The sequence below is a fragment of the Aeromonas sp. 602658 genome (assembly GCF_049173005.1).
GTDB lineage: Bacteria > Pseudomonadota > Gammaproteobacteria > Enterobacterales > Aeromonadaceae > Aeromonas > Aeromonas veronii_A.
Genome location: NZ_JAAKRF010000018.1, coordinates 48,790 through 71,783, shown reverse-complemented (window position 1 = coordinate 71,783; position 22,994 = coordinate 48,790). Strand labels below are relative to the sequence as shown.

Here is a 22,994-nt window from a genome sequence, read left to right as displayed (position 1 = left end):
TGTCCGTTTCACACCTTGTCCCATCGGGTTCTCCATTTATTGGGGGGAAAGGTGTAAACCATATTCAGGACGGGACACTGCTTCATAAAAAAGCCCGTCATCACGACGGGCTTTTTGCTGCGCAGATAAGGGTCTATCAGTGGAGGATGCGGGCGCGGATGGTGCCGTTGATCTCCTTGAGTTTGGCGAGCGCCTTCTCGCTGTGCTCGGTCTCCACGTCGATCACCACGTAACCGATATGGCTGCTGGTCTGCAGGTATTGACCGGCGATGTTGATCCCCTCTTCGGCGAAGATCTGGTTGATCTGGTTCATCACGCCCGGCTGGTTGCGGTGAATGTGCAGCAGGCGGCTGGAGCCCTTGTGGCCCGGCAGCGACACTTCCGGGAAGTTGACGGCGGAGAGGGTGGAGCCGTTGTCGGAGTATTTGACCAGCTTGTTGGCTACTTCCAGCCCGATGTTCTCCTGCGCCTCATGGGTGGTGCCACCGATGTGCGGGGTCAGGATGACGTTCTCCAGCCCACGCAGCGGGCTTTGGAACTCTTCCTCATTGGACTTGGGCTCGACCGGGAAGACGTCGATGGCGGCGCCGGCAATATGGCCGCTTTTGATGACGTCAGCCAGCGCATCGATATCCACCACAGTACCGCGGGCGGCGTTGATGAAGATGGCGCCCGGTTTCATCATCCGCAGTTGCTCGGCACCGATCATGTTCTTGGTGGAGGCGGTCTCCGGCACGTGCAGGCTGATGACGTCAGACATATTGAGCAGCTCGACCATGCTCGGCACTTGAATGGCGTTACCCAGCGAGAGCTTGTTCTCGATATCGTAGTAATAAACTTTCATGCCGATGCTCTCGGCGATGATGCCAAGCTGGGTACCGATGTGGCCGTAGCCGATGATGCCAAGCTTCTTGCCGCGCGCTTCCACCGAGCGGTTGGCCAGTTTTTCCCACACGCCGCGATGGCACTTGGCATTCTTCTCGGGGATGCCGCGCAGCAGCAGCAGGATCTCGCCCAGTACCAGCTCGGCGACCGAACGGGTGTTGGAGAAGGGGGCGTTGAAGACCGGAATACCGCGGATCTGGGCCGCTTCCAGCTCGACCTGGTTGGTACCGATGCAGAAGCAGCCGATGGCGACCAGCTTGTTGGCGGCGTCGAGGACTTTCTCGGTGATCTGGGTGCGGGAGCGCAGCCCGATGAAATGGACGTCGCGGATCTGCTCGATCAGCTCCTCTTCGGAGAGCGAGGTCTTGAGATACTCCACACTGGTGTAACCTGCGGCACGAAAGGTCTCTACGGTGTTGGGGTGAACCCCCTCCAGCAGCAGAACCTTGATTTTATCCTTGTCCAACGAAAACTTGGCAGTCATGACGATCCCTCTGTATGTGCAAACGTAAGTGCAGATTTGGTGTGCGAAGAAAACCGTAAAGTAGCAAAAACGTTTGGGAGAGGGAATATTTGTGACGAAAGTCAAATTCTTTGAAGTTATCAACGAATGTTGTAAACATCCGTATGCAACTTGTTGAGGGATAAATAAAAACGGCGCCATCAGGCGCCGTCATTTATTCACAGTGCAATGTTTGGGTCATATCCCATCCCGGGGCTCAATCAACGCCGCTGCTGCGTCAGAGGTTGCAGAGTGGCGCTGGCGAGGGAGGGAGGATGCCGCTGCACTGTGCTACCGGTGTCGGGATTACTGGGTAATCACGCCGTCCGGCGTACCGATCAGGACAACATCGGCGCCGCGCGCGGCGAACAGGCCGTTGGTGACCACACCAACAATGGCGTTCAGTCGTACTTCCAGCGCCTTGGCGTCGGTAATGGCCATGCCTTTCACATCCAGAATGTGGTTGCCGTTGTCGGTGACCACGCCTTCACGCCACACCGGGTTGCCACCCAGTTTGCGAATTTCGCGGGCCACGTATTCGCGGGCCATCGGGATCACTTCCACCGGCAGCGGGAACTGGCCCAGCACGTCGACGGTCTTGGTGTTGTCGATGATGCAGATGAACTTGTCAGCGACGGCGGCAACAATCTTCTCGCGGGTCAGGGCTGCGCCACCGCCCTTGATCATGTCGCGGGTTGCGTTGATCTCGTCGGCGCCATCCACATAGACGGAGAGGGCGTCGATCTCGTTGAGATCATATACGGTGATGCCGAAGCCCTTGAGGCGCTCGGTAGAGGCCACGGAGCTGGATACCGCCCCCTTGATCTCGTCCTTCATGGTCGCCAGCGCGTCGATAAAGTGGTTGACGGTAGAGCCGGTGCCCACCCCGACGATGGTGCCGGGAACCACATACTTGAGCGCAGCCCAACCGGCCGCCTTCTTCATTTCATCTTGAGTCATGATCGTTCCTTAAGAAAAAAGCGGGCGCATTATATCCAACCCGGTACCCCGTCGCGACCTTGTTGCTCACGTTCCGGGGCAAAAAGAGGGACTTTGTAAATCGTTTGCCTGTTTATTCTGCGTTTGCGCGCACAAAGCAGGGGCTGCCTGCCAAAAACAGCTTATTCAAAGCGCCAGCAGTGGCTCGGGGTGATGATCTGGGGCAGCGGCACATCCCACTCCTCTTGCGGGACCGCATCCACCTGCTGGCAGTCGTGGGCAATGCCGAGCGGCTTGGGGCCCAGCTTGTGCTCATGCCAGATGGCGAGAGTGCGATCGTAGTAGCCGCCCCCCATGCCAAGACGATTGCCCTGGGCATCGAAGGCGACCAGCGGGGTGCAGATAAGATCGAGCGTGCTGTGGGGCACCACCTGCAGGATATCCAGCTCCGGCTCTTCGATGCCGTAGCGGTTGCGTACCATGGGGCTGGTGGCGGTATAGCGCAAAAAGAGCAGGTGACCCGGGGTAAAGGGGTGGAGCACCGGCAGGTAGACCTCTTTGTGCTGGGCCCACAGCCAATGGATGGTGGGCAATGGATTGATCTCCCCGTCATTGGCCAGATAGAGGGCAATGCGTTTGGCGGCGAGGATCTCGGGGTGTTGCTTGAACTGGGCCAGCAGCTGTTGGGCCGCCAATTGCTGCTCGGCCGGACTCAGATTTTTGCGGCGTTGACGAACCAGTTGGCGCAGGGATTGACGTTCGGGTTGGGACTCATGCATGGGGAACCTCTGGTATAGCTGCGCATCGATGGCTTGAACGCGCTCTACCTTAGCACATTCACTCTTGACGTTAAGGGGGGAAGGGGAACCCCGCCCGGGACGGTGGGATAAATGCTGGCGGATCCGATAGTGAGTCAACAAGGGCCAGGGTGTGGCCCCTGTTGATGGCATGTCGGCGCGCCAGCGTCTGGTCAGTTACTTGTCAGCCTTGCCGCGCATCTGGTGCTTCACAAACACTGCAATGAGTGCCGCTACCGCGAGTGCCATCGGGTAGAAACTCATGCTCACCACCGCCAACGGCGACAGGGCGAAGATGGATCCCAGCAGCAGCGCCTGTGCGCCCCAGGGGATCAGACCCTGTACCACGCAGGAGAAAATATCGAGCATGGAGGCGGCGCGGCGCGGGGTGACACCGTGGTGTTCGGCCAGATCCCGGGCCACCTTGCTCGCAACGATAATGGCGACGGTATTGTTGGCAGTGCAGAGGTTGGTGAGGCTCACCACCCCGGCGATGCCGAGCTCGGCCGCTTTCTCGTTCTGTTCACCATTGTGCTCGCGAGTGAAACGGGCAATCAGGGCGCTGATGCGATCGCTTATCCAGGCCAGACCACCCTGACGTTCCATCAGGGCGCCGAGACCGCCGATCAGCATGGAGAGCAGGAAGATCTCCTGCATGCCGGTAAAGCCCTGATAGATATCCTTGCTGAACTGACCGATGGCGTAGCCGTTGATCATGCCCACCACTCCGGCGGCCAGAATACCGATCCCCAGCACCACAAACACATTCACTCCGGCGAGCGCCAGCCCCAGGATCAGCAGATAAGGCATCACCTTGAACAGCTCTATGGCGCTGCCGCTGGCAGGGGATTCACCCACTGAGCCCAGGGTCAGATAGAGCAGGATCACCGCGATGGCGGCAGGGGCCGCAATCTTGAAGTTCTCGCGGAACTTGTCCTTCATCTCGCACCCCTGACTGCGGGTTGCTGCTATGGTGGTGTCGGAGATGATGGAGAGGTTATCGCCAAACATGGCGCCGGAGAGAATGGTACCTGCCATCAGCACCGGATCGATACCGGCAGCCTGTGCCACACCGAGGGCCACCGGCGCCACTGCACCTATGGTGCCCATGGAGGTGCCCATGGCGGTAGCAATAAAGGCAGAGATGAGGAACAGTCCGGGCAACAGCGCCCAGCCGGGAATGAGGGAGAGACCCAGCGCCACGGTGGCATCAACGCCGCCGGTGGCCTTGGCCACGCTGGCAAAGGCGCCCGCCAGCAGATAGATAAGGCACATCGCCATGATATTGCTGTGGCCGACCCCCTTGAAGAAGGTCTCCAGATTGCTGTTGAAGCTCTCTTTGCCAAGCAGCAGGGCCAGCATCACCGCGGGCAAGGCAGCAACCGGAGCGGGCAGCTGATAGAAGGCGAATTCGACCCCCTGCAGGGTCAGCCAGGTACCGGTACCGATAAAGAGTGCGAGAAAAACCAGAAGTGGCAGCAAGGCCCTGGCACTGGGTTGAGTCTGGATCATGTGTTCCTCTGAAATTGAACAATGACCTCCTGTCATGAACTGCTTTGTGCCTGTATCGGATAGGGATAGGGGAAAAACAGGGCGGGCGTCCTGCCGCATTGGGGGGCCCACAGTAGTGAGTCAATCCCTTAAGGTCAAGATAGACGTCCAGACGGATAGGTGTTTTTGTTTGGTGATTTTGTCTTTGTGATTAAATCCGTCAAATATTCTGATTTATCCAATATTTCCGTTTATATGTCGAGGTGGTGTGGTGGCGCAGAGTGAGCTTTTCAAAGCGGGCGCGGGCTGGTAAAACGGTCTCTTTCCATAATTAAAAGAGATGAGAGGGTGGAGATGGACAATCCGATCCGTGTGGCCGTGATGGGCTGTAATGGTCGTATGGGCAAGGTGCTGCTGGAGGCCATCACCAACACCGATGGCGTAGTGGTCGGTGCCGCGCTGGAGCGGCCGGGTTCGGCGGTGATCGGCCTTGATGCCGGTGAGCTCAATGGGCTGGGCCATCTGGGTGTGGCCATCAGCGATAGTCTGGACAAGGTGCGCGATGAGTTTGATCTTATCATCGACTTTACCCGCCCCGAGGTGACCCTGGCCAATCTGGCCTTTGCGCTGGCCCACCACAAGCAGATGGTGATTGGCACCACCGGTTTTGACGATGCAGGCAAGGCTGCTCTGAAAGAGGCTGGCAAGCAGATCGGTATCGTGTTCGCCTCCAACTACTCGGTCGGGGTCAACCTGGTGTTCAAGCTGCTGGAGCAGGCCGCCAAGGTGATGGGGGATTACACCGACATCGAGATCATCGAGGGCCACCATCGCCACAAGGTGGATGCGCCATCCGGTACCGCGCTCTCCATGGGGGAAGTGGTCGCCAAAACCCTGGGTCGGGATCTCAAGGAGTGCGCCGTCTATGGTCGCGAGGGGATCACTGGCGAGCGGGATCGCAACACTATCGGCTTTGCCACCATTCGCGCCGGCGATCTGGTGGGGGAGCATACCGTCATGTTTGCCGATATCGGCGAGCGGGTGGAGATCAGCCACAAAGCTTCAAGTCGCCTGACTTTCGCCAACGGTGCTGTGCGGGCGGGCAAGTGGCTTGGTCAGCAGGGTGCCGGTCTTTATGACATGCAGGATGTGCTCAATCTCAAGTGATGCCTCTGAGCGGCACTTTCGTACTACTGCTACCCAGTGAAAAACCCCGGCTTGCCGGGGTTTTTGCTGTCAGTCAGCCAGAGTTTGTGTAAAAAGACACGCTGCCTGCAATTTTTATCTGAATGCCTTATAAATCACACTATTGTGTTATCCACCAGATTTTCCCTTCGTGAATGTCATCACCAGGTAACAGATTTGAGCATCTTTATGGCGGATAAAGCCATTTTTTTACACCGATCGGAAAAGACTAAAAATTCAAACGTAGAAAAACGTTTTCCATTTTTCATGTTCACTCTTGTCACCATAAAAGCGTTAAATTTGTCATTAATGTTTTGTTTGTAAAAGTAAAAGCCATTGTTTTAATTGGTTTTTTTGTTTGTTTTTGTTGCTATTGCTGACTTGGTGTCATCTTTTGATGGTGGTTTTTTCTTTTCTTTCACAGGAGGGGGTTGCAAAGCGGTTGAGTGCATAGATAATGGGTAATGTTGCTTTTTTATTGAATTTAGATGCATTTCATCTGAGAAAAGACGTTGAAATGCCACTTTTTTTAAGTAGAATGCGCCCAATTTGCCAGAAATCTGCCGGGTTCGAGTCCTGTCCAAGACCGGAACCGAGCCCGCAACACCCAGGTAAATTGCTGAATTTAAAGCTAAATAACTGGAGGTTGTCTTGAATCACACTGCATTGCTAGTGCTGGAAGATGGAACTGTGTTCAAAGGCGTGTCGATAGGCGCCGAGGGATGTTCCGTTGGTGAAGTGGTTTTCAATACGTCGATGACGGGCTATCAGGAAATCCTCACCGATCCCTCTTATTCCCGTCAGATAGTCACCCTCACTTACCCCCATATAGGCAACACCGGCACCAACAGCGAAGATGAAGAGTCCAGTCAGATCCATGCTCAGGGATTGATCATCCGGGACCTTCCGATACTTGCCTCCAATTTCCGCAATCAGCAATCCCTCTCCGAATACCTCAAGTCTCACAACATCGTTGGCATCGCCGACATCGACACCCGTAAACTGACCCGCATCCTGCGCGAGAAAGGCGCTCAGGCTGGCTGCATTCTGGCAGGCAAACAGGTCGATGAAGCCTATGCCCTCGAACAGGCCCGCGCCTTCCCCGGTCTGAAGGGGATGGACTTGGCCAAAGAGGTGACGGTTGGTGAGGCGTACAACTGGACGACCGGGAGCTGGCAGCTTGGCAAGGGGCATGTCACCCCGGATGCCGACCAGCTGAAATATCACGTGGTAGCCTATGACTTTGGCGTCAAGCGCAACATCCTGCGGATGCTGGTTGACCGCGGCTGCCGCCTGACCGTGGTACCGGCCAAGACCCCAGCCGCCGAGGTACTGGCGATGAACCCGGATGGCATCTTCCTCTCCAACGGCCCCGGCGACCCCGAGCCGTGCGACTACGCCATCGAGGCCATCAAGGCTTTCCTTAATACCAACACGCCGGTGTTCGGCATCTGTCTGGGTCACCAGCTGCTGGGTCTGGCCTCCGGTGCCAAGACCGTCAAGATGAAGTTTGGCCACCACGGCGCCAACCATCCGGTGAAGAGCCTTGATGACAACACCGTCATGATCACCGCCCAGAACCACGGCTTTGCGGTAGACGAGAACAGCCTGCCGGATTGCCTGCGCGCCACCCACGTCTCCCTGTTCGATGGCTCCCTGCAAGGCATCCATCGCACCGACCGTCCGGCCTTCAGCTTCCAGGGTCACCCCGAAGCGAGCCCGGGCCCGCACGATTGTGCCGGTCTTTTTGACCACTTTATTGAATTGATTAAGCAGTATCGCGCCTAAGAAATAGAGGAAAGAGTTTCATGCCAAAACGTAATGACCTTCAGAGCATCCTGATCCTCGGCGCCGGCCCCATCGTCATCGGCCAAGCCTGCGAATTTGACTACTCCGGCGCCCAGGCGTGCAAAGCCCTGCGCGAGGAGGGCTACCGCGTCATTCTGGTCAACTCCAATCCGGCCACCATCATGACCGACCCGGAGATGGCGGACGCTACCTACATCGAGCCCATCACCTGGGAAGTAGTGCGCGAAATCATCAAGAAAGAGCGCCCGGACGCCATCCTGCCCACCATGGGCGGCCAGACTGCGCTTAACTGCGCACTGGCGCTGGAGAAGCACGGCGTGCTGGCCGAGTTCGGTGTCGAGATGATCGGTGCCACTGCCGACGCCATCGACAAGGCCGAAGACCGCTCCCGTTTTGACAAGGCGATGCGCAGCATTGGCCTCGAGTGCCCGCGCGCCGGCATCGCCCACAACATGGAAGAGGCGTGGGGCGTGCAGCAGATGGTCGGCTTCCCCTGCATCATCCGTCCCTCCTTTACCATGGGCGGCTCCGGTGGCGGCATCGCCTACAACACCGAAGAGTTCGTCGAGATCTGCGAGCGCGGTCTGGACTTGTCGCCGACCAAAGAGCTGCTCATCGATGAGTCGCTGATCGGCTGGAAAGAGTACGAGATGGAAGTGGTGCGGGATCGCAACGACAACTGCATCATCGTCTGCGCCATCGAAAACTTCGACCCCATGGGTATCCACACCGGTGACTCCATCACGGTCGCGCCAGCCCAGACGCTGACCGACAAGGAGTACCAGCTGATGCGCAACGCCTCCATGGCGGTGCTGCGCGAGATCGGCGTCGAGACCGGCGGCTCCAACGTCCAGTTCGGTATCAACCCGAAAGATGGCCGCATGGTCATCATCGAGATGAACCCGCGGGTGTCACGCTCCTCCGCGCTGGCCTCCAAGGCAACGGGTTTCCCCATCGCCAAGATCGCCGCCAAGCTCGCCATCGGTTACACCCTCGACGAGCTGATGAACGACATCACAGGCGGTCGCACTCCGGCCTCCTTCGAGCCAGCCATCGACTACGTGGTCACCAAGGTGCCGCGCTTCAACTTTGAAAAATTCGCCGGTGCCAACGATCGTCTGACGACCCAGATGAAGTCGGTCGGTGAAGTGATGGCCATCGGCCGCAACTTCCAGGAGTCCCTGCACAAGGCGCTGCGCAGCCTCGAAACTGGCAAAACTGGCTTCGACCCCATGGTTGACCTCAATGCCCCGGACTCCCTGACCCGCATCCGTCACGAGCTGCAGGACGCTGGTAGTGACCGTATCTTCTACATCGCCGATGCGTTCCGCGCAGGTCTCTCCATGGATGGCATCTTCAAGCTGACCAAGATTGACCCCTGGTTCCTGGTACAGATTGAAGACCTGGTGAAACTGGAAGAAGAGGTGAAAGAGCGCGGCATGGCCGGTCTCGATGCCGACTTCCTGCGTGCCCTCAAGCGCAAAGGCTTTGCCGATGCCCGTCTGGCCAAGATCCTCGGTGTGGCCGAAGGGGAAGTGCGCAAACTGCGCGCCCGCCACAACATCTTCCCGGTCTACAAGCGGGTCGATACCTGCGCCGCCGAGTTCGCCACCAACACCGCCTACATGTACTCCAGCTATGACGAGGAGTGCGAAGCGGCCCCGAGCAACCGCGACAAGATCATGATCATCGGCGGCGGCCCGAACCGCATCGGTCAGGGTATCGAGTTTGACTACTGCTGCGTGCACGCGGCGCTGGCCCTGCGCGAAGACGGTTACGAGACCATCATGGTCAACTGCAACCCGGAAACCGTCTCCACCGATTATGACACCTCGGATCGTCTCTACTTCGAGCCGGTGACCCTGGAAGACGTGCTGGAAATCGTGCGCATCGAAAAACCCAAGGGCGTGATTGTCCAGTACGGTGGCCAGACCCCGCTGAAACTGGCCCGTGCACTGGAAGCCAACGGCGTACCGATTATCGGTACCAGCCCGGATGCCATCGACCGCGCCGAAGACCGCGAGCGCTTCCAGTCTGCTGTCGAGCGCCTCGGCCTCAAGCAGCCGGAAAACGGCACAGTCACCGCGCTGGAGCAGGCCGTGCTGCTGGCCGAGCGTATCACCTACCCGCTGGTGGTTCGCCCCTCCTACGTGCTGGGTGGCCGCGCCATGGAAATCGTCTATGACGAGCAGGATCTGCGTCGCTACTTCGCCGAGGCGGTGAGCGTCTCCAACGAATCGCCTGTACTGCTGGACCGCTTCCTGGACGATGCGACCGAGCTGGACGTGGATGCCATCTGCGACGGCACCGATGTGGTCATCGGCGGCATCATGGAGCACATCGAACAGGCCGGTATCCACTCCGGTGACTCCGGTTGCTCCCTGCCTCCCTATACCTTGTCCAAGAAGATTCAGGACGAGATCCGCGAGCAGGTGCGCAAGCTGGCGCTGGAGCTCGGCGTTATCGGCCTGATGAACGTGCAGTTCGCGGTCAAGGGTGATGACATCTACCTCATCGAGGTGAACCCGCGTGCCGCCCGTACCGTGCCGTTCGTCTCCAAGGCGACCGGCGCCCCGCTGGCCAAGATTGCCGCTCGTGTGATGGCCGGTCAGTCGCTGCAAGAACAGGGCTTCACCAAAGAGATCATCCCGCCCTACTACTCGGTGAAAGAAGTAGTACTGCCGTTCGCCAAGTTCCCGGGAGTTGACCCGCTGCTGGGACCAGAGATGCGCTCTACCGGTGAGGTTATGGGGGTGGGCAGCAGCTTTGCCGAGGCCTATGCCAAGGCGCAGCTGGGTGCCAACCACGCCGTACCAAAAGAGGGTCGTGCCCTCTTGTCAGTGCGTCACAGCGACAAGGCACAGGTGGTCGACTTGGCTGCCAAGCTGCTGGAGCTGGGCTACGAGCTGGATGCCACTCACGGCACCGCCGTCGCGCTGGGTGAGGCGAGCATCAACCCGCGTCTGGTCAACAAGGTGCACGAAGGTCGCCCGCACATTCTCGACCGCATCAAGAATGGCGAGTACACCTACATCGTCAACACCGCCGAAGGGCGGGTGGCGATCCAGGACTCCAAGCAGCTGCGTCGCGCCGCCTTGCAAAACAAAGTGGCGTATACCACCACCATGAACGAGGCGTTTGCCACCTGCATGGCCATCAGTGTGGATGCCACCGCCAACGTCAACTCGGTGCAGGAGCTACACGAGCGGGTGAACAACCGCTAATACTTTGCAAGCGAGCCATGCTCGCTCCGCATAGATGACAAGCCCCCACCAGCAATGGCGGGGGCTTTTTTATAGCGACGGGTTTGGCGCTACGGGGGCCAAATTCATGGGGGGAAGAGCGGGGCTACCGTAAATCAGGCTGCGGCTTGCGACTGCGTGGATGGGGCAGGGCATGCCACAGCTTGCGGGCCGTGACCAGAAAGGGGCGCAGGATCAGCGCGCCCAGGCGACTGTAGCGCACATTGTCTTTCGGGCCGACCCCGAAGGTAAGGGACTCAGGCTGGTGGTTGGTGACGTAAAGAGTGCCGAACCACCAATCCCACAGCGACAGGTTGATCCCGAAGTTGTGGTTGAAGTGGCGGGGATTCCGGCTGTGGTGGATCTGATGCTGGGCCGGGCTGTTGAAGATATGCTCCAGCCGCGGGCCAAACGACAGCCAGATATGGCTATGGCGCAAATTGGCGGCCAGCGAGTTGAAGATCAGCACCAGATAGCCCACCCCAAACAGGGTGTAGGGGCGCACGGAGCCGCCGCACAGCCAGTAGAAAGCACCGGAGTAGAGGGCGAGCGCGCTCCCCTTGAGCAGGTTTTCAGCGAGCTTCTCCACCAGATGAATGCGGCTGGCGGTCGGCGGCACCAGCACTGTGGCACTGTGGTGCACCTTGTGAAACTCCCACAGCCAGCGGCTGTGAAAGACACGGTGCAGCCAGTAGTGGACGAAATCGCTGACCAGAAATACCCCGAGGCCGTAAAGCATCATCAGCCAGCTCGCCTCGGCCAGACGGGGACGTTCACCCCACAGGCGGGTGAGCGCGGAGGTAATATCCGTTGCCTGCAAAAGCCAGGGGTTGAGCAGAGTCAGGATCGGCACGATCAGGGCCACATGGAGCAGGGCACGTACCAGATAATACTGATAATCGAGCAGGGCGGAGGGATGCAGCCAGATGGCTCGGCCGCCGAGAAAACCGGCGAAACTGCCTGCTGCGGTGCCTTGTTGGTGCCGGTGCACACGGTAGAGGAGGTAGGCAATAAGACCGGATATCAGCAGGAAGGGGAGCCCAAGCCGCCCGTTGAAATCAAGCAGTCCGGTCAGGCAGTGCCAGATCGGAGTGAGCAGCCACTGCTGCACGTAAGCAAAGAGATGGGCGAGCGTATCCATAGGGTCCATACCGTGAGCATCCTGGCGGCGGCATTCTAAATGTAAACAACTCTCGATAAAAGCCCATAGCTGTTGTCGGGTCATACCTGTTATCTGGTCATATATGGGGGCGCTCCTGTTGCGGCAACCCCTGTCTGGTCCGAGGAAGGGGCGAGGCGATGGGACTTTAGCCTTGTGGATCAATTCTCTACAATGAGCCATCATGTGTGCGCCCGCCGCCGGGCGGGTTTGCCTCCAGCCTCAGTACCGGATATCCGATGACGCTCTCTCTCTTTTCTATTTCCCCCGCCATGCGTACGCTGGCGCTGCTGCTCCCCTTGCTGCTGGCCGGTTGTGCCAGCGATCCCGCTTCTGTCCCGGCGCCTGGCGACACAACTGGCGCGACAGTGCCCGCCAAAAAGGCGACCCTGCCAGCCATGCAGCCGCGCAAGCCGGCGGACATGAAGAGCCGCATCGTGAGGTTTCTGCCTCGCCATGTGGTCGACAAGCAGGGGTGGGCCAACGATGTGGTGACGGCGCTCACTACCCAGGGGGTGACAGTCAACGATCACAACGTCTGTACCGTGCTGGCGGTAGCGGAGCAGGAGGCGACCTATCAGGCCGACCCCGTGGTGCCGGGCCTTGGCAAGATCGCCTGGAAGGAGATCAACTCGCGGGCGGCCAAGCTGCTGATCCCCGAGTTTATGGTGCGGGCCGCGCTCTCCATCAACTCGCCGACCGGCAAGAGCTATGCCGAGCGCATCGATGCGCTTCGCACCGAGCGGGAGATGAGCGAAATTTTCGAGGACATGATCAGCATGCTGCCGATGGGCAAGACCCTGTTTGGCAACATGAACCCGGTGCATACCGGCGGCCCGATGCAGGTGAGCATCGCCTTTGCCGAGGCCAATACCCGCGGTTACCCCTATCCGGTCAAGGAGTCCATCCGCCACGAAGTCTTTACCCGTCGCGGTGGTATCTGGTTTGGTACCAAACATATCTTCGGCTATGAGGCGGAGTACCCCGATACCCTCTACCGTTTCGCCGACTTCAACGCCGGTTGGTATGCCAGTCGCAACGCCGCTTTTCAGGCCGCCGTCAGCCGTTTGAGCGGTACCACGCTGGCTCTGGATGGCGATCTGATCCGCTATGACTCCGACCTGCCGGGCAAGACGGAACTCGCGGTCTATACCATTGCCAGCCGGATCAACATGAGTCAGCAGGCGATCCATCAGAGCCTGAAACTCGGCGATACCGCCGAATTTGGCCAGAGCGACCTCTATCATCGCGTGTTCACGCTGGCAGACCAGAAAGCGGGCAAGCGGTTGCCCCGCGCCATCCTGCCGGGCATTCAGCTGAAAAGCCCCAAGATCACCCGCAACCTCACCACCGCCTGGTTTGCCAAGCGGGTGGATGACAGGGAGCAGCGCTGCGTGCGGCAGATGGCGACCATTCGCTAAGAAACACAACAAGGGCGGCCAATTGGCCGCCCTTGTTGTTTCCGATGTTTACCGCTCTTCAGCTTGCCGCGTGATTATCTGCCGGCATTTCGGGTAAGCGCTGCATCCCCAGAACTGTTCCCCCTTGTTGCTGCCACGACGTGCGGTGCGAAGCACCATGGAGTTGCCGCATTTCGGGCAACGCTGCTGGGCGTGACTCGTGTCATGAAGGATGGGGAGCTCCTCTTTTACCATGCTGACGTTATTGCTTGGGGAAGAGGGAATGGCAGGTTGGTTGTGGCGCGCCTTTAGCTGCGCCACATGCTGTTTATGGGTCTGCCAATTGGCAGCCAGTCGTCCCCGCTGGATGGTATCGATCACTCTGGTGACTTCGGCGGGGGTCAGCATCTGCGTGGTTTTACTCTTGATATAGCGAATAAGCCCGCGGTTCATCACGTTATCCGGCATGGGGGTTTTAAAGGTGCAGTCGCCAATAAAATAGATAATCGAATGGAGCTGATGATCAGCAAGACCCAGCAAGGATTTGAGCGTCATCAGGTGCAGATAGTTTTGGCGCAGGGGATTTTGAAAGGTATGTCTGTGGCGATAGAGCTGCTGGGTCCAGCTCTTGTGGGCTGGATTGCCAAATATCCACCCCTTGATGTTCTTGGTCTCGATCACAAATAGCCCGAAGCGCGAGACGAGCACATGGTCGATCTGGGTAGTTCCCTGCGGGGTAGGCAGCGTAACATCCTTGAGCAGGTGGTACTCCCGCTGGTCGAGAAACAGCCGGATGCCCAAGTTGATAAATGCCTCCCCAACCATCCCCTTAAACCTAGGCGTTTTGATCAGGGTGGCAATCAGCAGAAGGGGCAGCAGATACCAGAGCTGGCCCAGCAGAACCGCAATAACAGGTGTGAAGTCCATTTCAATGCTGTCGTCTGATGTGCAATGGCCACATGTTAACAGTGGGTTCAACAAGCTTGTGTGATCTATGACGCTACTACTCTGCCCGCGCCTGCATTGTTCTGTTTGTTACCCGGTGACGAGATAGTTCAATCGTAAAACCAGATTGAATTGAACTTTTTTATTCGGTTTTTTAAGTGGGTGGTGGGGGGTAGGCTAGTCTCAACTGCGAAGCGAAGGGTTTCGCCGTCATTATGACCACAATGAGGATCTGAAGATGGACAAACACGCTAGCGGGGCCGGTCAGTGCCCCTTTGCCCACGGTGCCAATACCTCTGCCAGCCAGGAGCATCAAGTCTGGTGGCCCAATGCCCTCAACCTCGACATCCTGCATCAGCATGACCGCAAGACCAATCCGATGGATGAGGCTTTCGATTATGCCGACGCCTTCAACAGCCTCGATTACGATGCCCTCAAGGCCGATCTCCATGCCCTGATGACCGACAGCCAGCCCTGGTGGCCGGCCGACTGGGGCCACTACGGCGGCCTGATGATCCGCATGGCCTGGCACTCCGCCGGCAGCTATCGCGCTAACGACGGCCGTGGCGGTGCCAACACCGGCAACCAGCGCTTCGCTCCTCTCAACAGCTGGCCAGACAACGGCAACCTCGACAAGGCGCGTCGTCTGCTGTGGCCGATCAAACAGAAGTACGGCAACAAGATCTCCTGGGCTGACCTGATGATCCTGGCGGGCAATGTCGCCTATGAATCCATGGGGCTCAAGACCTTCGGCTTTGCCGGTGGCCGCGAGGATATCTGGCATCCGGAAAAAGATGTCTATTGGGGCTCCGAGAAGGAGTGGCTGGCGCCGAGCGGCAGCGAAGGGAGCCGTTACAGCGGCGAACGGGATCTGGAGAACCCGCTGGCGGCGGTGATGATGGGGCTGATTTACGTCAACCCGGAAGGGGTGGATGGCAACCCGGATCCCCTGAAAACCGCCCACGACATGCGCGTTACCTTTGCCCGCATGGGGATGAATGACGAAGAGACCGTCGCCCTCACCGCCGGTGGCCACACCGTCGGCAAGGCCCACGGCAACGGCAGCGCTGCCAAACTGGGGCCCGCTCCCGAAGGGGCCGATGTGCACGAGCAGGGGCTGGGCTGGATCAACCACGAGAGCCGCGGCATCGGTCGTGATACGGTGACCAGCGGCCTTGAAGGGGCCTGGACCAGCAACCCGACCCGCTGGGACAACGGCTACTTCAAGATGCTGCTGGGCCACGACTGGTGGATCAAGAAGAGCCCGGCCGGTGCCTGGCAGTGGGAGCCCGTCGCCATCAAGGAGGAAGATCGTCCGGTGGACGTGGAAGACCCCTCCATCCGCTGCAACCCCATCATGACCGATGCGGACATGGCGCTGCGCTTTGACCCCGTATACCGGGAGATCTCCGAGCGCTTTGCCGCGGATCAGGCGCTCTTCTCCGACGCCTTTGCCCGCGCCTGGTTCAAGCTGACTCACCGCGACATGGGGCCGCGCAGCCGCTATCTGGGGCCGGAAGTGCCGAGCGAAGTCATGGTGTGGCAGGATCCGGTTCCGGCGGTGGATTACCAGCTCTCTGACAAAGAGGTGAGTGAGATCAAGGCCAAACTGCTGGCCTGCGGCGTGGCGCCAGCCGATTTGATCGCCACCGCATGGGACAGTGCCCGCACCTTCCGCGGCTCCGATTATCGCGGCGGAGCCAACGGTGCTCGCATCCGCCTCGCGCCGATGAAAGAGTGGGAAGGCAACGAGCCCGCTCGCCTCGAGAAGGTGCTCAACGCCCTGATCGCCCTGCAGGCCACCCTGAGCAAGCCGGTCAGCATCGCCGACCTGATTGTGCTGGGCGGTAGCGCAGCGGTAGAGCAGGCGGCCAAGCTGGCCGGCGTCGATATCGTCGTTCCCTTTGCGCCGGGCCGCGGCGATGCCAGCGCCGAACAGACCGATGCCGAGTCGTTCGCCTTCCTCGAGCCGGTGCACGACGGTTTCCGCAACTGGCAGAAGGGGCACTACAAGGTGCAGCCGGAGGAGATGCTGCTCGACCGTGCCCAGTTGCTGGGGCTTACCGCCCGCGAGATGACTGTGCTGGTCGGCGGTATGCGGGTGCTTGGCACCAACCATGGCGGGTCGGCCCACGGCGTCTTTACCGACCGGGTCGGTGTGCTCAGCAACGACTTCTTCGTCAACCTGACCGACATGGCCTATAGCTGGCAGCCGACTGGCCGCAACAGTTACCAGATCGTGGATCGCCAGAGCGGTGCGGTGAAGTGGACTGCTACCCGGGTTGATCTGGTGTTTGGCTCCAACTCGGTGCTGCGTGCCTACGCCGAGGTCTATGCCCAGCAAGATGGCAAGGAGAAGTTCGTCCGAGACTTCGTCAAGGCCTGGGTCAAGGTGATGAACAATGACCGTTTCGATCTGAAATAAGTCACTTCAACTTGAATGAGAACGCCAGCCGCAAGGCTGGCGTTTTTTATGGTGGCGGTGATAGCTGCATGATGCGACTCGGAGGGTGGCCCTCTGGCAGCCCGGGTTAGAAGCTCATGGCCAGCCCGATGGAATAACCGCTGGTGTTGTGGCTGAACATGTAGCGGGCAACCAGCCGGGTACGGGTGACAATGATGTCGTACTTGCTGCTGTCCAGCTCCAGACCGGCGCCGATGGAGTTGAGGGAGTCAAAGCCAAGCAACCCCCGTTGCTCCCCCAGATATGCGGTATGAGCCCCCTCCAGTACATAGCGCACCGGTCTGTCGAGCAGGGTCCAGTGGAACAGCGGGGCGCGGCGGCGCAGATAGAGGCCGAGGTTCTCCGCCTCGGCGTGACCACGGACGCTGGTCGAGGTGCCGCCAAAGCTCTGCAGGTGCTGATAGGAGTAGCGCAGTTCGGCATCTATGTCCTGGGCCGGTGAAAAGAGTTCGTAATCGAGCATCAGCGAGCCACCCAGCCCGTACATATTGAGCTGACCCCCATCGAGAAAGTCCAGCGAGTAGCCCTTGGTACGATCCAGCAGCCAGTTGCCGATCCGCAGGTCACTGGCCATGGTACCGAGCGAGACGTTGGCTATGGGGCGCAGCACCCAGTGGCCGCCACGCGGATCTTTGTGAAGGGTGACATCCCAGCCGATCCCGCCCGAGGCGGTCAGGCTATTCCACTTGGTCGGTATGGTGCGACTTTCGGTACCATTGCTTATCACAAACTGGGGGTCGTAGCGGCTGTAGCCCAGCGCCCCCTCCAGATAGATGGGCACGGCTTCGCTCAGGGTTGCGCCGCCTCCCAGTTGCCCCATGTTGAGCGCAGAAGATTGGCCAGTGCTGCTGCCGATGTCCAGGTTGCTGGCGGTGATGTCCGGCACCACGCTGAAAGTCATCAGCGAGATCACCGCATTGGCCCGTTTTTGCGCCCAGTCCTCCTCCTGATCGTCAAGGTTGTTACTGGCCGCGAGTGACGCCATGGGCAGGGTCGCCGCGAAGAGGGCGCAACCCAGACGGTAAAGCGGGCAGAGCGGGTGTTTCATGGCTGGATTCCCCAAACAAGCGACCTCCTGTCGCCCTGATCTACTGTAGCGAGTTTCTCTCTGGCTGTCTCGACCTGACCATTGGGCTGGGCTATGGGGGGGCTGCGTGGCCATCTACAGAAAATGGTTGATGCAGCTCATGGTTCTGGCCAATGGCAGATGTCGTCAGCGGCATAAGCGAGCAGGCCGGATATAATCAACGCGTTGATAAAAATGACAGGAGTGCGGGATGAACAGACTCGGATTGGCCGGCAAGATGTTGCTGGCAATTTGCCTGCCGTTATTGGCGCTGCTGTTTTTCGCCAGCCACTACGCATACGACAGATATCGGGTGACCCATGAGATGACGCAAGCCCTGCAGCAGCTGACTGTGGTCGAACGCAGCGCCCAGTTGGTGCACGAGCTGCAAAAGGAGCGTGGCATGTCGGCGGGGTTTATCGGCTCTGAAGGGCGCAAATTTGCAGATGCCCTGCCACGTCAGCGGCAACAGGTTGATGAAGCCATTCATCGCTTTCAGGGGTTGGAGAGGGGGGTTGCCCACGAGCAGGTGGGTCTGGCTTTGCGCGAGTTGATGGGGATCCGCAATCAGGTGGACAAACTGGCCATAGAGGCCCCGCGTCAGGTCGCCTTTTATAGCCAGTTGATTGCTTCTCTGCTCAAGGTCGTGGATGAGATTAGTCTGCGTAGCCAGGATGCCGCTATTGCCTTGCAGACCAATGCCTACGCCGCATTTTTGCAAAACAAGGAGCGTATGGGGATGGAGCGGGCGACCCTCAGCAATGTCTTTGCCAAAGGGAGTTTCACCCCGGCTACCTTGCAGCAATTTATGTCCCTGCTCGCTGCCCAGCAGAGCTATCTGGAGCGTTTTCGCGCCGTGGCAAGCGAGCCGCAGCGACGCCTGCTTGAGCAAATTGAGAAGAGTCCGGTGATGGCAGAGGTCGCGAAATATGAGCAGCTCGCCTTGGGCAAGATGACCGAGGGGAGCTTTGGCGTCGATCCGGAGCGCTGGTTTGCCGTGAGCACCGAGAAGATCGACCAGCTCAAACAGGGCGAAGAGCAGCTCTTCCAGCAGTTGTTCGAACGGGTTGAGCAGATGCAGGGAGAGAGTCAGCGCAACTTCTGGTGGGGGGCTATGGCGGTTCTGTGCTGCCTGCTGTTGACTACCCTCATCAGTTGGAAGGTGCTGCGGGATGTGCATCTGGGCTTCGTCGCTCTGCATCGCACCTTTTCACGGCTCGTCAATGACAATGATCTGACGGTGAGGGTCAACTGGCAATCGGGTGACGAGCTTGGGGCATTGGCGCGGGATCTCAACCACTTTCTGCAGCATCTGGAAGGCTTGTTGCTGGAGGTGCGCCGCTCCTGTGAGATATTGACCCGTAGTGCCAGCAACTCCAGCGAGGTGATTGCCGAAGTGAATGAAGGTGTGGTGCGTGGCGTCGGTCAGGTTGAACTGGTTGCCACCGCCGCAACGGAAATGGCTTCGACGGTGGCCGAAATTGCTCGCAATGCGACCCAGACCTCACTGGCGACCCAGCAGGCCATTGGCCGTGCCCGGCAGGGGGACAAGGAGGTGGATCAGACTATCGCCGCCATCGAGCAGGTGGCCGGCACCCTCGACGAGACCCGGCTGTTGGTCAACAACCTGCATCAGGATACCGAGTCCGCCGTCGAGGCACTCAACCTCATCAAGCAGATCTCCGATCGCACCAATCTGTTGGCCCTCAATGCCGCCATTGAGGCAGCCCGTGCCGGTGAGTCGGGGCGCGGCTTTGCCGTGGTCGCCGATGAGGTACGTTCACTGGCTGCCCGTACCCAGCAGGCGGCAGATGATATCGAACAGATGCTCTCCCGTTTGCGGGCTGGAGCCCGTCAGGCGGTGGTGGCCATGCAGTCGGGCAGCGAGCAGGCGGGCCTCAGCGTCAGTGAAGCGCAGCGGGCGGGTCACGAGCTGACCGACATCGTCAATGAGGTGCGCAAGGTGAGTGACATGACGGCGCAGGTGGCTACCGCAACCGAGCAGCAGCGCTACGTAACGGACGATATCCAGCACAACGTAATGACCATCCGCGAAGTGTACGAGGCCCATCGCCAGCACTCGGTCACCCTGCAGCAGAATAGTGTCGAACTGGATCAGTTGGCACGGGAGCTGGCTGGACGAATTGCCAGCTTCAAGTTGATAGAGAGAGCCTCTCCCCACTGATCCATTTGCGCTAAAGCTTGTCCCTCCCTGGCCGATACCCCTTGTGAGATCGTGTGGAGGGCAAGCAATTGAACGCTTGGGTGTTGGGGTTGGTCAGCATATCCGTGAGTATGCAGTTACAGGCTGGGGTCACCGAATTCGGTGCCGGTCTGGATCAATCCGTCTGGCGTTTGACCTCCGATACCCAGATTGAGTGTCGCCTCGAACACCCGATCCCCAACTGGGGAACGGGGGCCTTTGTCAGCCGCGCCGGGCGCAAGATCAACCTCGACTTTGAGCTCAAGGGCAAGCGGCCACAGGCCCAGACCCAGACGGTGAGCCTTGGCATCATGCCGCCGGTATGGCGCCCAGGGATTGCCGGGCGAGAAGTGAGTCAACTGCGCTTCTATCAGCAGTTCGATGGGCTGGTGGAGGGGCAAACCGCCTGGACCATGCTCGATGAGCTGGAGGGGGGACGAATGCCCACTTTCCAGTATCGGGACTGGTATCGCCAAAACCGTGCGGTGCGAGTATCGCTTTCGTCGGTTAACTTTCGGGTCAAATATCAGGCCTTTATCGACTGCCTGAGCGGGCTCTTGCCCTACAGCTTCAACGACATCGCCTTTAGCGTGCTTACCTACGACAAGAACAGCGATCAGCTCTCCATCCCCTCCAAGCGGCGGCTGGCGATGATCAGCGAGTTTATCAAGGCGGACAAGAGCATCGACGTGGTGGTGATCGATGCCTACAGCGACAGCTATGGCGGCCGCTGGCCGAACCTGAAACTCTCCGAGAAGCGGGCCGATGCCATCAAGAAGGTGTTTGTCGATCTGGGGATTGATCCCGGCAAGATCTCGGTGGAGGGACATGGCGAGAAGCAGCACGTTGCCTCCAACGAAACGGAGCAGGGTCGTGCCAAGAACCGGCGGGTGGTGATCAGTATGGGGCGCAATGGCGAGATCTAGTGCTGTCCCCGGCAAAGAGGCATAAAAAAGAGCGCATCTGCGCTCTTTTTTGATCCTGCCATTAGGCAGTGGGATTAGGGCAGCTTAGAAGCTGTCACCCAGCCCTGTACCGGCATCTTTCTTGGCAATCAGTTCAATCTTGTAACCGTCCGGATCTTCGACGAAGGCGATGACGGTGGTGCCACCCTTGACCGGGCCCGGCTCGCGGGTGATCTTGGCACCGGCGGCGCGCAGCGCTTCGCAGGTGGCATAGATGTCGTCTGCTTCCAGCGCGATGTGGCCATAGGCAGAGCCCAGTTCGTACTCGCTCACCCCCCAGTTGTAGGTCAGCTCGATCACCGCTTCATCCTTCTCGTCACCGTAACCGACGAAGGCCAGGGTGTACTTGTACTCGCTGTTCTCGCTCTTGCGCAGCAGCTTCATGCCAAGGACACGGGTGTAGAAGTCGATGGAGCGTTGCAGATCGCCGACACGCAGCATGGTATGCAGAATTCTCATTGCTCAGTTCTCCGGGTTGGTGATGTGTACTGCTTTCAATCTCGGTTGCGAGGCCATCAGCTTTCTGGATAGACCTTCTCTTTGTACTCGCAGAGGTCCTCGATGATACAGGAACCACAACGGGGCTTGCGAGCCAGACAGGTGTAACGCCCGTGCAGGATCAGCCAGTGATGGACATCCAGCTTGAACTCGGCGGGTACCACTTTGAGCAGCTTCTCCTCCACCTGATCCACATTCTTGCCTACCGCAAAGCCTGTTCGGTTAGATACCCGGAAAATATGGGTATCGACGGCGATGGTGGGCCAGCCAAAGGCGGTGTTGAGCACCACGTTGGCGGTCTTGCGGCCGACGCCGGGCAGGGCTTCCAGCGCTTCTCGGTTCTCCGGCACTTCGCCGCCGTGGCGCTCCAGCAAGATGGCGCAGGTCTTGATGACGTTCTCGGCCTTGGTGTTGAAGAGGCCAATGGTCTTGATGTACTCCTTGAGCCCGTCCACCCCGAGATCCAGCATCGCTTGTGGGGTGTTGGCCACCGGATAGAGCTTGTCGGTTGCCTTGTTGACGCTGACATCGGTCGCCTGTGCCGAGAGTAGCACGGCAATCAACAGCTCGAACGGCGAGTTGAAGTTGAGCTCCGTGGTGGGGTGGGGGTTGTTTGCCCGCAGTCGCTCGAGGATCTCTCTGCGTTTCTGATTGTTCATGCCTTGCGTCCGATCATAGCTCGGTCGCCCGGACGCGGGCCGGGGCAACGTTGCAGTGGGCCACGGTAGCGGCCTGTTTGCGGTCCCGCCAGTCGTTGATTGCATTCTTGGCGGCGATCAACAGTCCCAACCCGATAAAGCCGCCCGGCGGCAAAATAGCCAGCAGCAGGCTGGCATCGGCGTGGAACAGCTCGATGCGCAGGGACTTGGCCCACTCGCCCAGCAGCAGCTCGGCACCATCAAACAGGGTGCCCATGCCGATGATCTCGCGCATGCCGCCCAGTACCAGCAGCACCAGGGTAAAGCCAAGGCCCATCATCAGACCGTCGAGGGCCGCCAGCAGCGGCGGGTTCTTGGAGGCATAGGCCTCGGCGCGGCCGATGATGACGCAGTTGGTGACGATCAGGGCGATAAAGATGCCGAGCGCCTGATAGAGGCCATAGGTGTAGGCGTTCATCAGCAGCTGCACACTGGTCACCAGCGAGGCGATGATCATCACATAGACCGGGATGCGAATATCCTTCGGCACCCAGTTGCGCACCAGCGAGACGGCGAGGTTGGAGCAGACCAGCACCGCCATGGTGGCAAGGCCCAGCCCCAGCGCATTGGTAAAGGTGGAGGAGACGGCGAGGGTCGGGCAGAGCCCCAGCACCTGCACCAGCGAGGGGTTGTTCTTCCACAGCCCCTGACTCATCAGCTCCTTGAGCTCGCCCTTGCGGCTTTCCAGCTCGGCAAGCGGGGTTGTGCCCGTTTCAATCTGTTCCATCTGGTTCATGATGGCTCGA

Annotated in this window: 17 protein-coding genes; 7 read left to right on the top strand and 10 right to left on the bottom strand. The window is 59.2% G+C overall.

Going from position 1 to position 22,994, the window contains the following annotated elements; genetic code table 11:
- Positions 1–136 precede the first annotated feature (136 nt).
- The 4 genes from serA to G5253_RS13635 all read right to left on the bottom strand — a co-directional run bounded on the left by serA (position 137) and on the right by G5253_RS13635 (position 4,635).
- Entirely contained in the window at positions 137–1,369 is a 1,233-nt protein-coding gene (serA, locus tag G5253_RS13650) for a phosphoglycerate dehydrogenase (protein WP_162632474.1), read from the bottom strand.
- Between the two features lie 324 nt (positions 1,370–1,693).
- On the bottom strand, positions 1,694–2,347 hold the full coding sequence (rpiA, locus tag G5253_RS13645) for a ribose-5-phosphate isomerase RpiA (protein WP_005353106.1): 654 nt from the start codon (positions 2,345–2,347) through the stop codon (positions 1,694–1,696).
- A gap of 161 nt (positions 2,348–2,508) precedes the next feature.
- On the bottom strand, positions 2,509–3,105 hold the full coding sequence (locus G5253_RS13640) for a 5-formyltetrahydrofolate cyclo-ligase (protein ID WP_058059524.1): 597 nt from the start codon (positions 3,103–3,105) through the stop codon (positions 2,509–2,511).
- 195 nt (positions 3,106–3,300) lie between these two features.
- Positions 3,301–4,635, bottom strand: a complete 1,335-nt coding sequence (locus tag G5253_RS13635; RefSeq protein ID WP_266135091.1) for a Na+/H+ antiporter NhaC family protein — start codon at positions 4,633–4,635, stop codon at positions 3,301–3,303.
- Positions 4,636–4,968: 333 nt separating this feature from the next.
- Here G5253_RS13635 and dapB point away from each other — a divergent pair, with 333 nt between their 5' ends.
- The 3 genes from dapB to carB all read left to right on the top strand — a co-directional run bounded on the left by dapB (position 4,969) and on the right by carB (position 10,832).
- On the top strand, positions 4,969–5,781 hold the full coding sequence (gene dapB / locus G5253_RS13630) for a 4-hydroxy-tetrahydrodipicolinate reductase (RefSeq protein WP_005347132.1): 813 nt from the start codon (positions 4,969–4,971) through the stop codon (positions 5,779–5,781).
- Between the two features lie 669 nt (positions 5,782–6,450).
- Positions 6,451–7,587: a glutamine-hydrolyzing carbamoyl-phosphate synthase small subunit gene (carA, locus tag G5253_RS13625; protein WP_005361585.1), complete on the top strand. Its 1,137-nt coding sequence runs from the start codon at positions 6,451–6,453 to the stop codon at positions 7,585–7,587.
- Positions 7,588–7,607: 20 nt separating this feature from the next.
- Complete coding sequence (gene carB, locus G5253_RS13620; RefSeq protein ID WP_266135090.1) at positions 7,608–10,832, top strand: carbamoyl-phosphate synthase large subunit; 3,225 nt, start codon at positions 7,608–7,610, stop codon at positions 10,830–10,832.
- Between the two features lie 124 nt (positions 10,833–10,956).
- Here carB and G5253_RS13615 read toward each other — a convergent pair whose 3' ends face one another.
- Positions 10,957–11,991, bottom strand: coding sequence for a sterol desaturase family protein (locus G5253_RS13615; RefSeq protein ID WP_266135126.1), 1,035 nt, complete (start codon positions 11,989–11,991; stop codon positions 10,957–10,959).
- 257 nt (positions 11,992–12,248) lie between these two features.
- On the opposite strand from G5253_RS13615, the gene G5253_RS13610 reads away from it, so the two are divergent.
- Positions 12,249–13,430, top strand: a complete 1,182-nt coding sequence (locus G5253_RS13610) for a DUF1615 domain-containing protein (RefSeq protein ID WP_266135089.1) — start codon at positions 12,249–12,251, stop codon at positions 13,428–13,430.
- 48 nt (positions 13,431–13,478) lie between these two features.
- Here G5253_RS13610 and G5253_RS13605 read toward each other — a convergent pair whose 3' ends face one another.
- Positions 13,479–14,336 carry a nuclease-related domain-containing protein gene (locus G5253_RS13605; RefSeq protein WP_266135125.1) on the bottom strand — a complete coding sequence of 286 codons (858 nt, stop codon included), beginning with the start codon at positions 14,334–14,336 and terminating at the stop codon, positions 13,479–13,481.
- Positions 14,337–14,592: 256 nt separating this feature from the next.
- Between G5253_RS13605 and katG the strand changes: the two genes are divergently transcribed.
- The gene (gene katG / locus G5253_RS13600; protein WP_266135088.1) at positions 14,593–16,779 is read left to right on the top strand and encodes a catalase/peroxidase HPI; all 2,187 of its coding nucleotides are present in this window, start codon (positions 14,593–14,595) and stop codon (positions 16,777–16,779) included.
- Positions 16,780–16,885: 106 nt separating this feature from the next.
- Here the strand turns inward: katG and G5253_RS13595 are convergent, their stop codons facing one another.
- Positions 16,886–17,803: an autotransporter domain-containing protein gene (locus G5253_RS13595; RefSeq protein WP_227343024.1), complete on the bottom strand. Its 918-nt coding sequence runs from the start codon at positions 17,801–17,803 to the stop codon at positions 16,886–16,888.
- 292 nt (positions 17,804–18,095) lie between these two features.
- Here G5253_RS13595 and G5253_RS13590 point away from each other — a divergent pair, with 292 nt between their 5' ends.
- The gene (locus G5253_RS13590) at positions 18,096–20,069 is read left to right on the top strand and encodes a methyl-accepting chemotaxis protein (protein WP_266135087.1); all 1,974 of its coding nucleotides are present in this window, start codon (positions 18,096–18,098) and stop codon (positions 20,067–20,069) included.
- A gap of 68 nt (positions 20,070–20,137) precedes the next feature.
- Positions 20,138–21,013, top strand: coding sequence for a flagellar protein MotY (locus G5253_RS13585; protein WP_005337611.1), 876 nt, complete (start codon positions 20,138–20,140; stop codon positions 21,011–21,013).
- Positions 21,014–21,097: 84 nt separating this feature from the next.
- On the opposite strand, the gene gloA is transcribed toward G5253_RS13585, so the two are convergent.
- From gloA to G5253_RS13570, 3 genes are read right to left on the bottom strand one after another with little or no spacing between them, the layout of a single operon-like run.
- Positions 21,098–21,511 (bottom strand): lactoylglutathione lyase, encoded by a 414-nt coding sequence (gene gloA, locus G5253_RS13580; RefSeq protein ID WP_005337610.1) that lies wholly within the window; start codon positions 21,509–21,511, stop codon positions 21,098–21,100.
- A 56-nt stretch (positions 21,512–21,567) separates the two neighbouring features.
- Complete coding sequence (gene nth / locus G5253_RS13575; protein ID WP_005350790.1) at positions 21,568–22,209, bottom strand: endonuclease III; 642 nt, start codon at positions 22,207–22,209, stop codon at positions 21,568–21,570.
- Between the two features lie 13 nt (positions 22,210–22,222).
- Positions 22,223–22,984, bottom strand: a complete 762-nt coding sequence (locus G5253_RS13570; protein WP_410170585.1) for an electron transport complex subunit E — start codon at positions 22,982–22,984, stop codon at positions 22,223–22,225.
- Between the last annotated feature and the right edge of the window lie 10 nt (positions 22,985–22,994).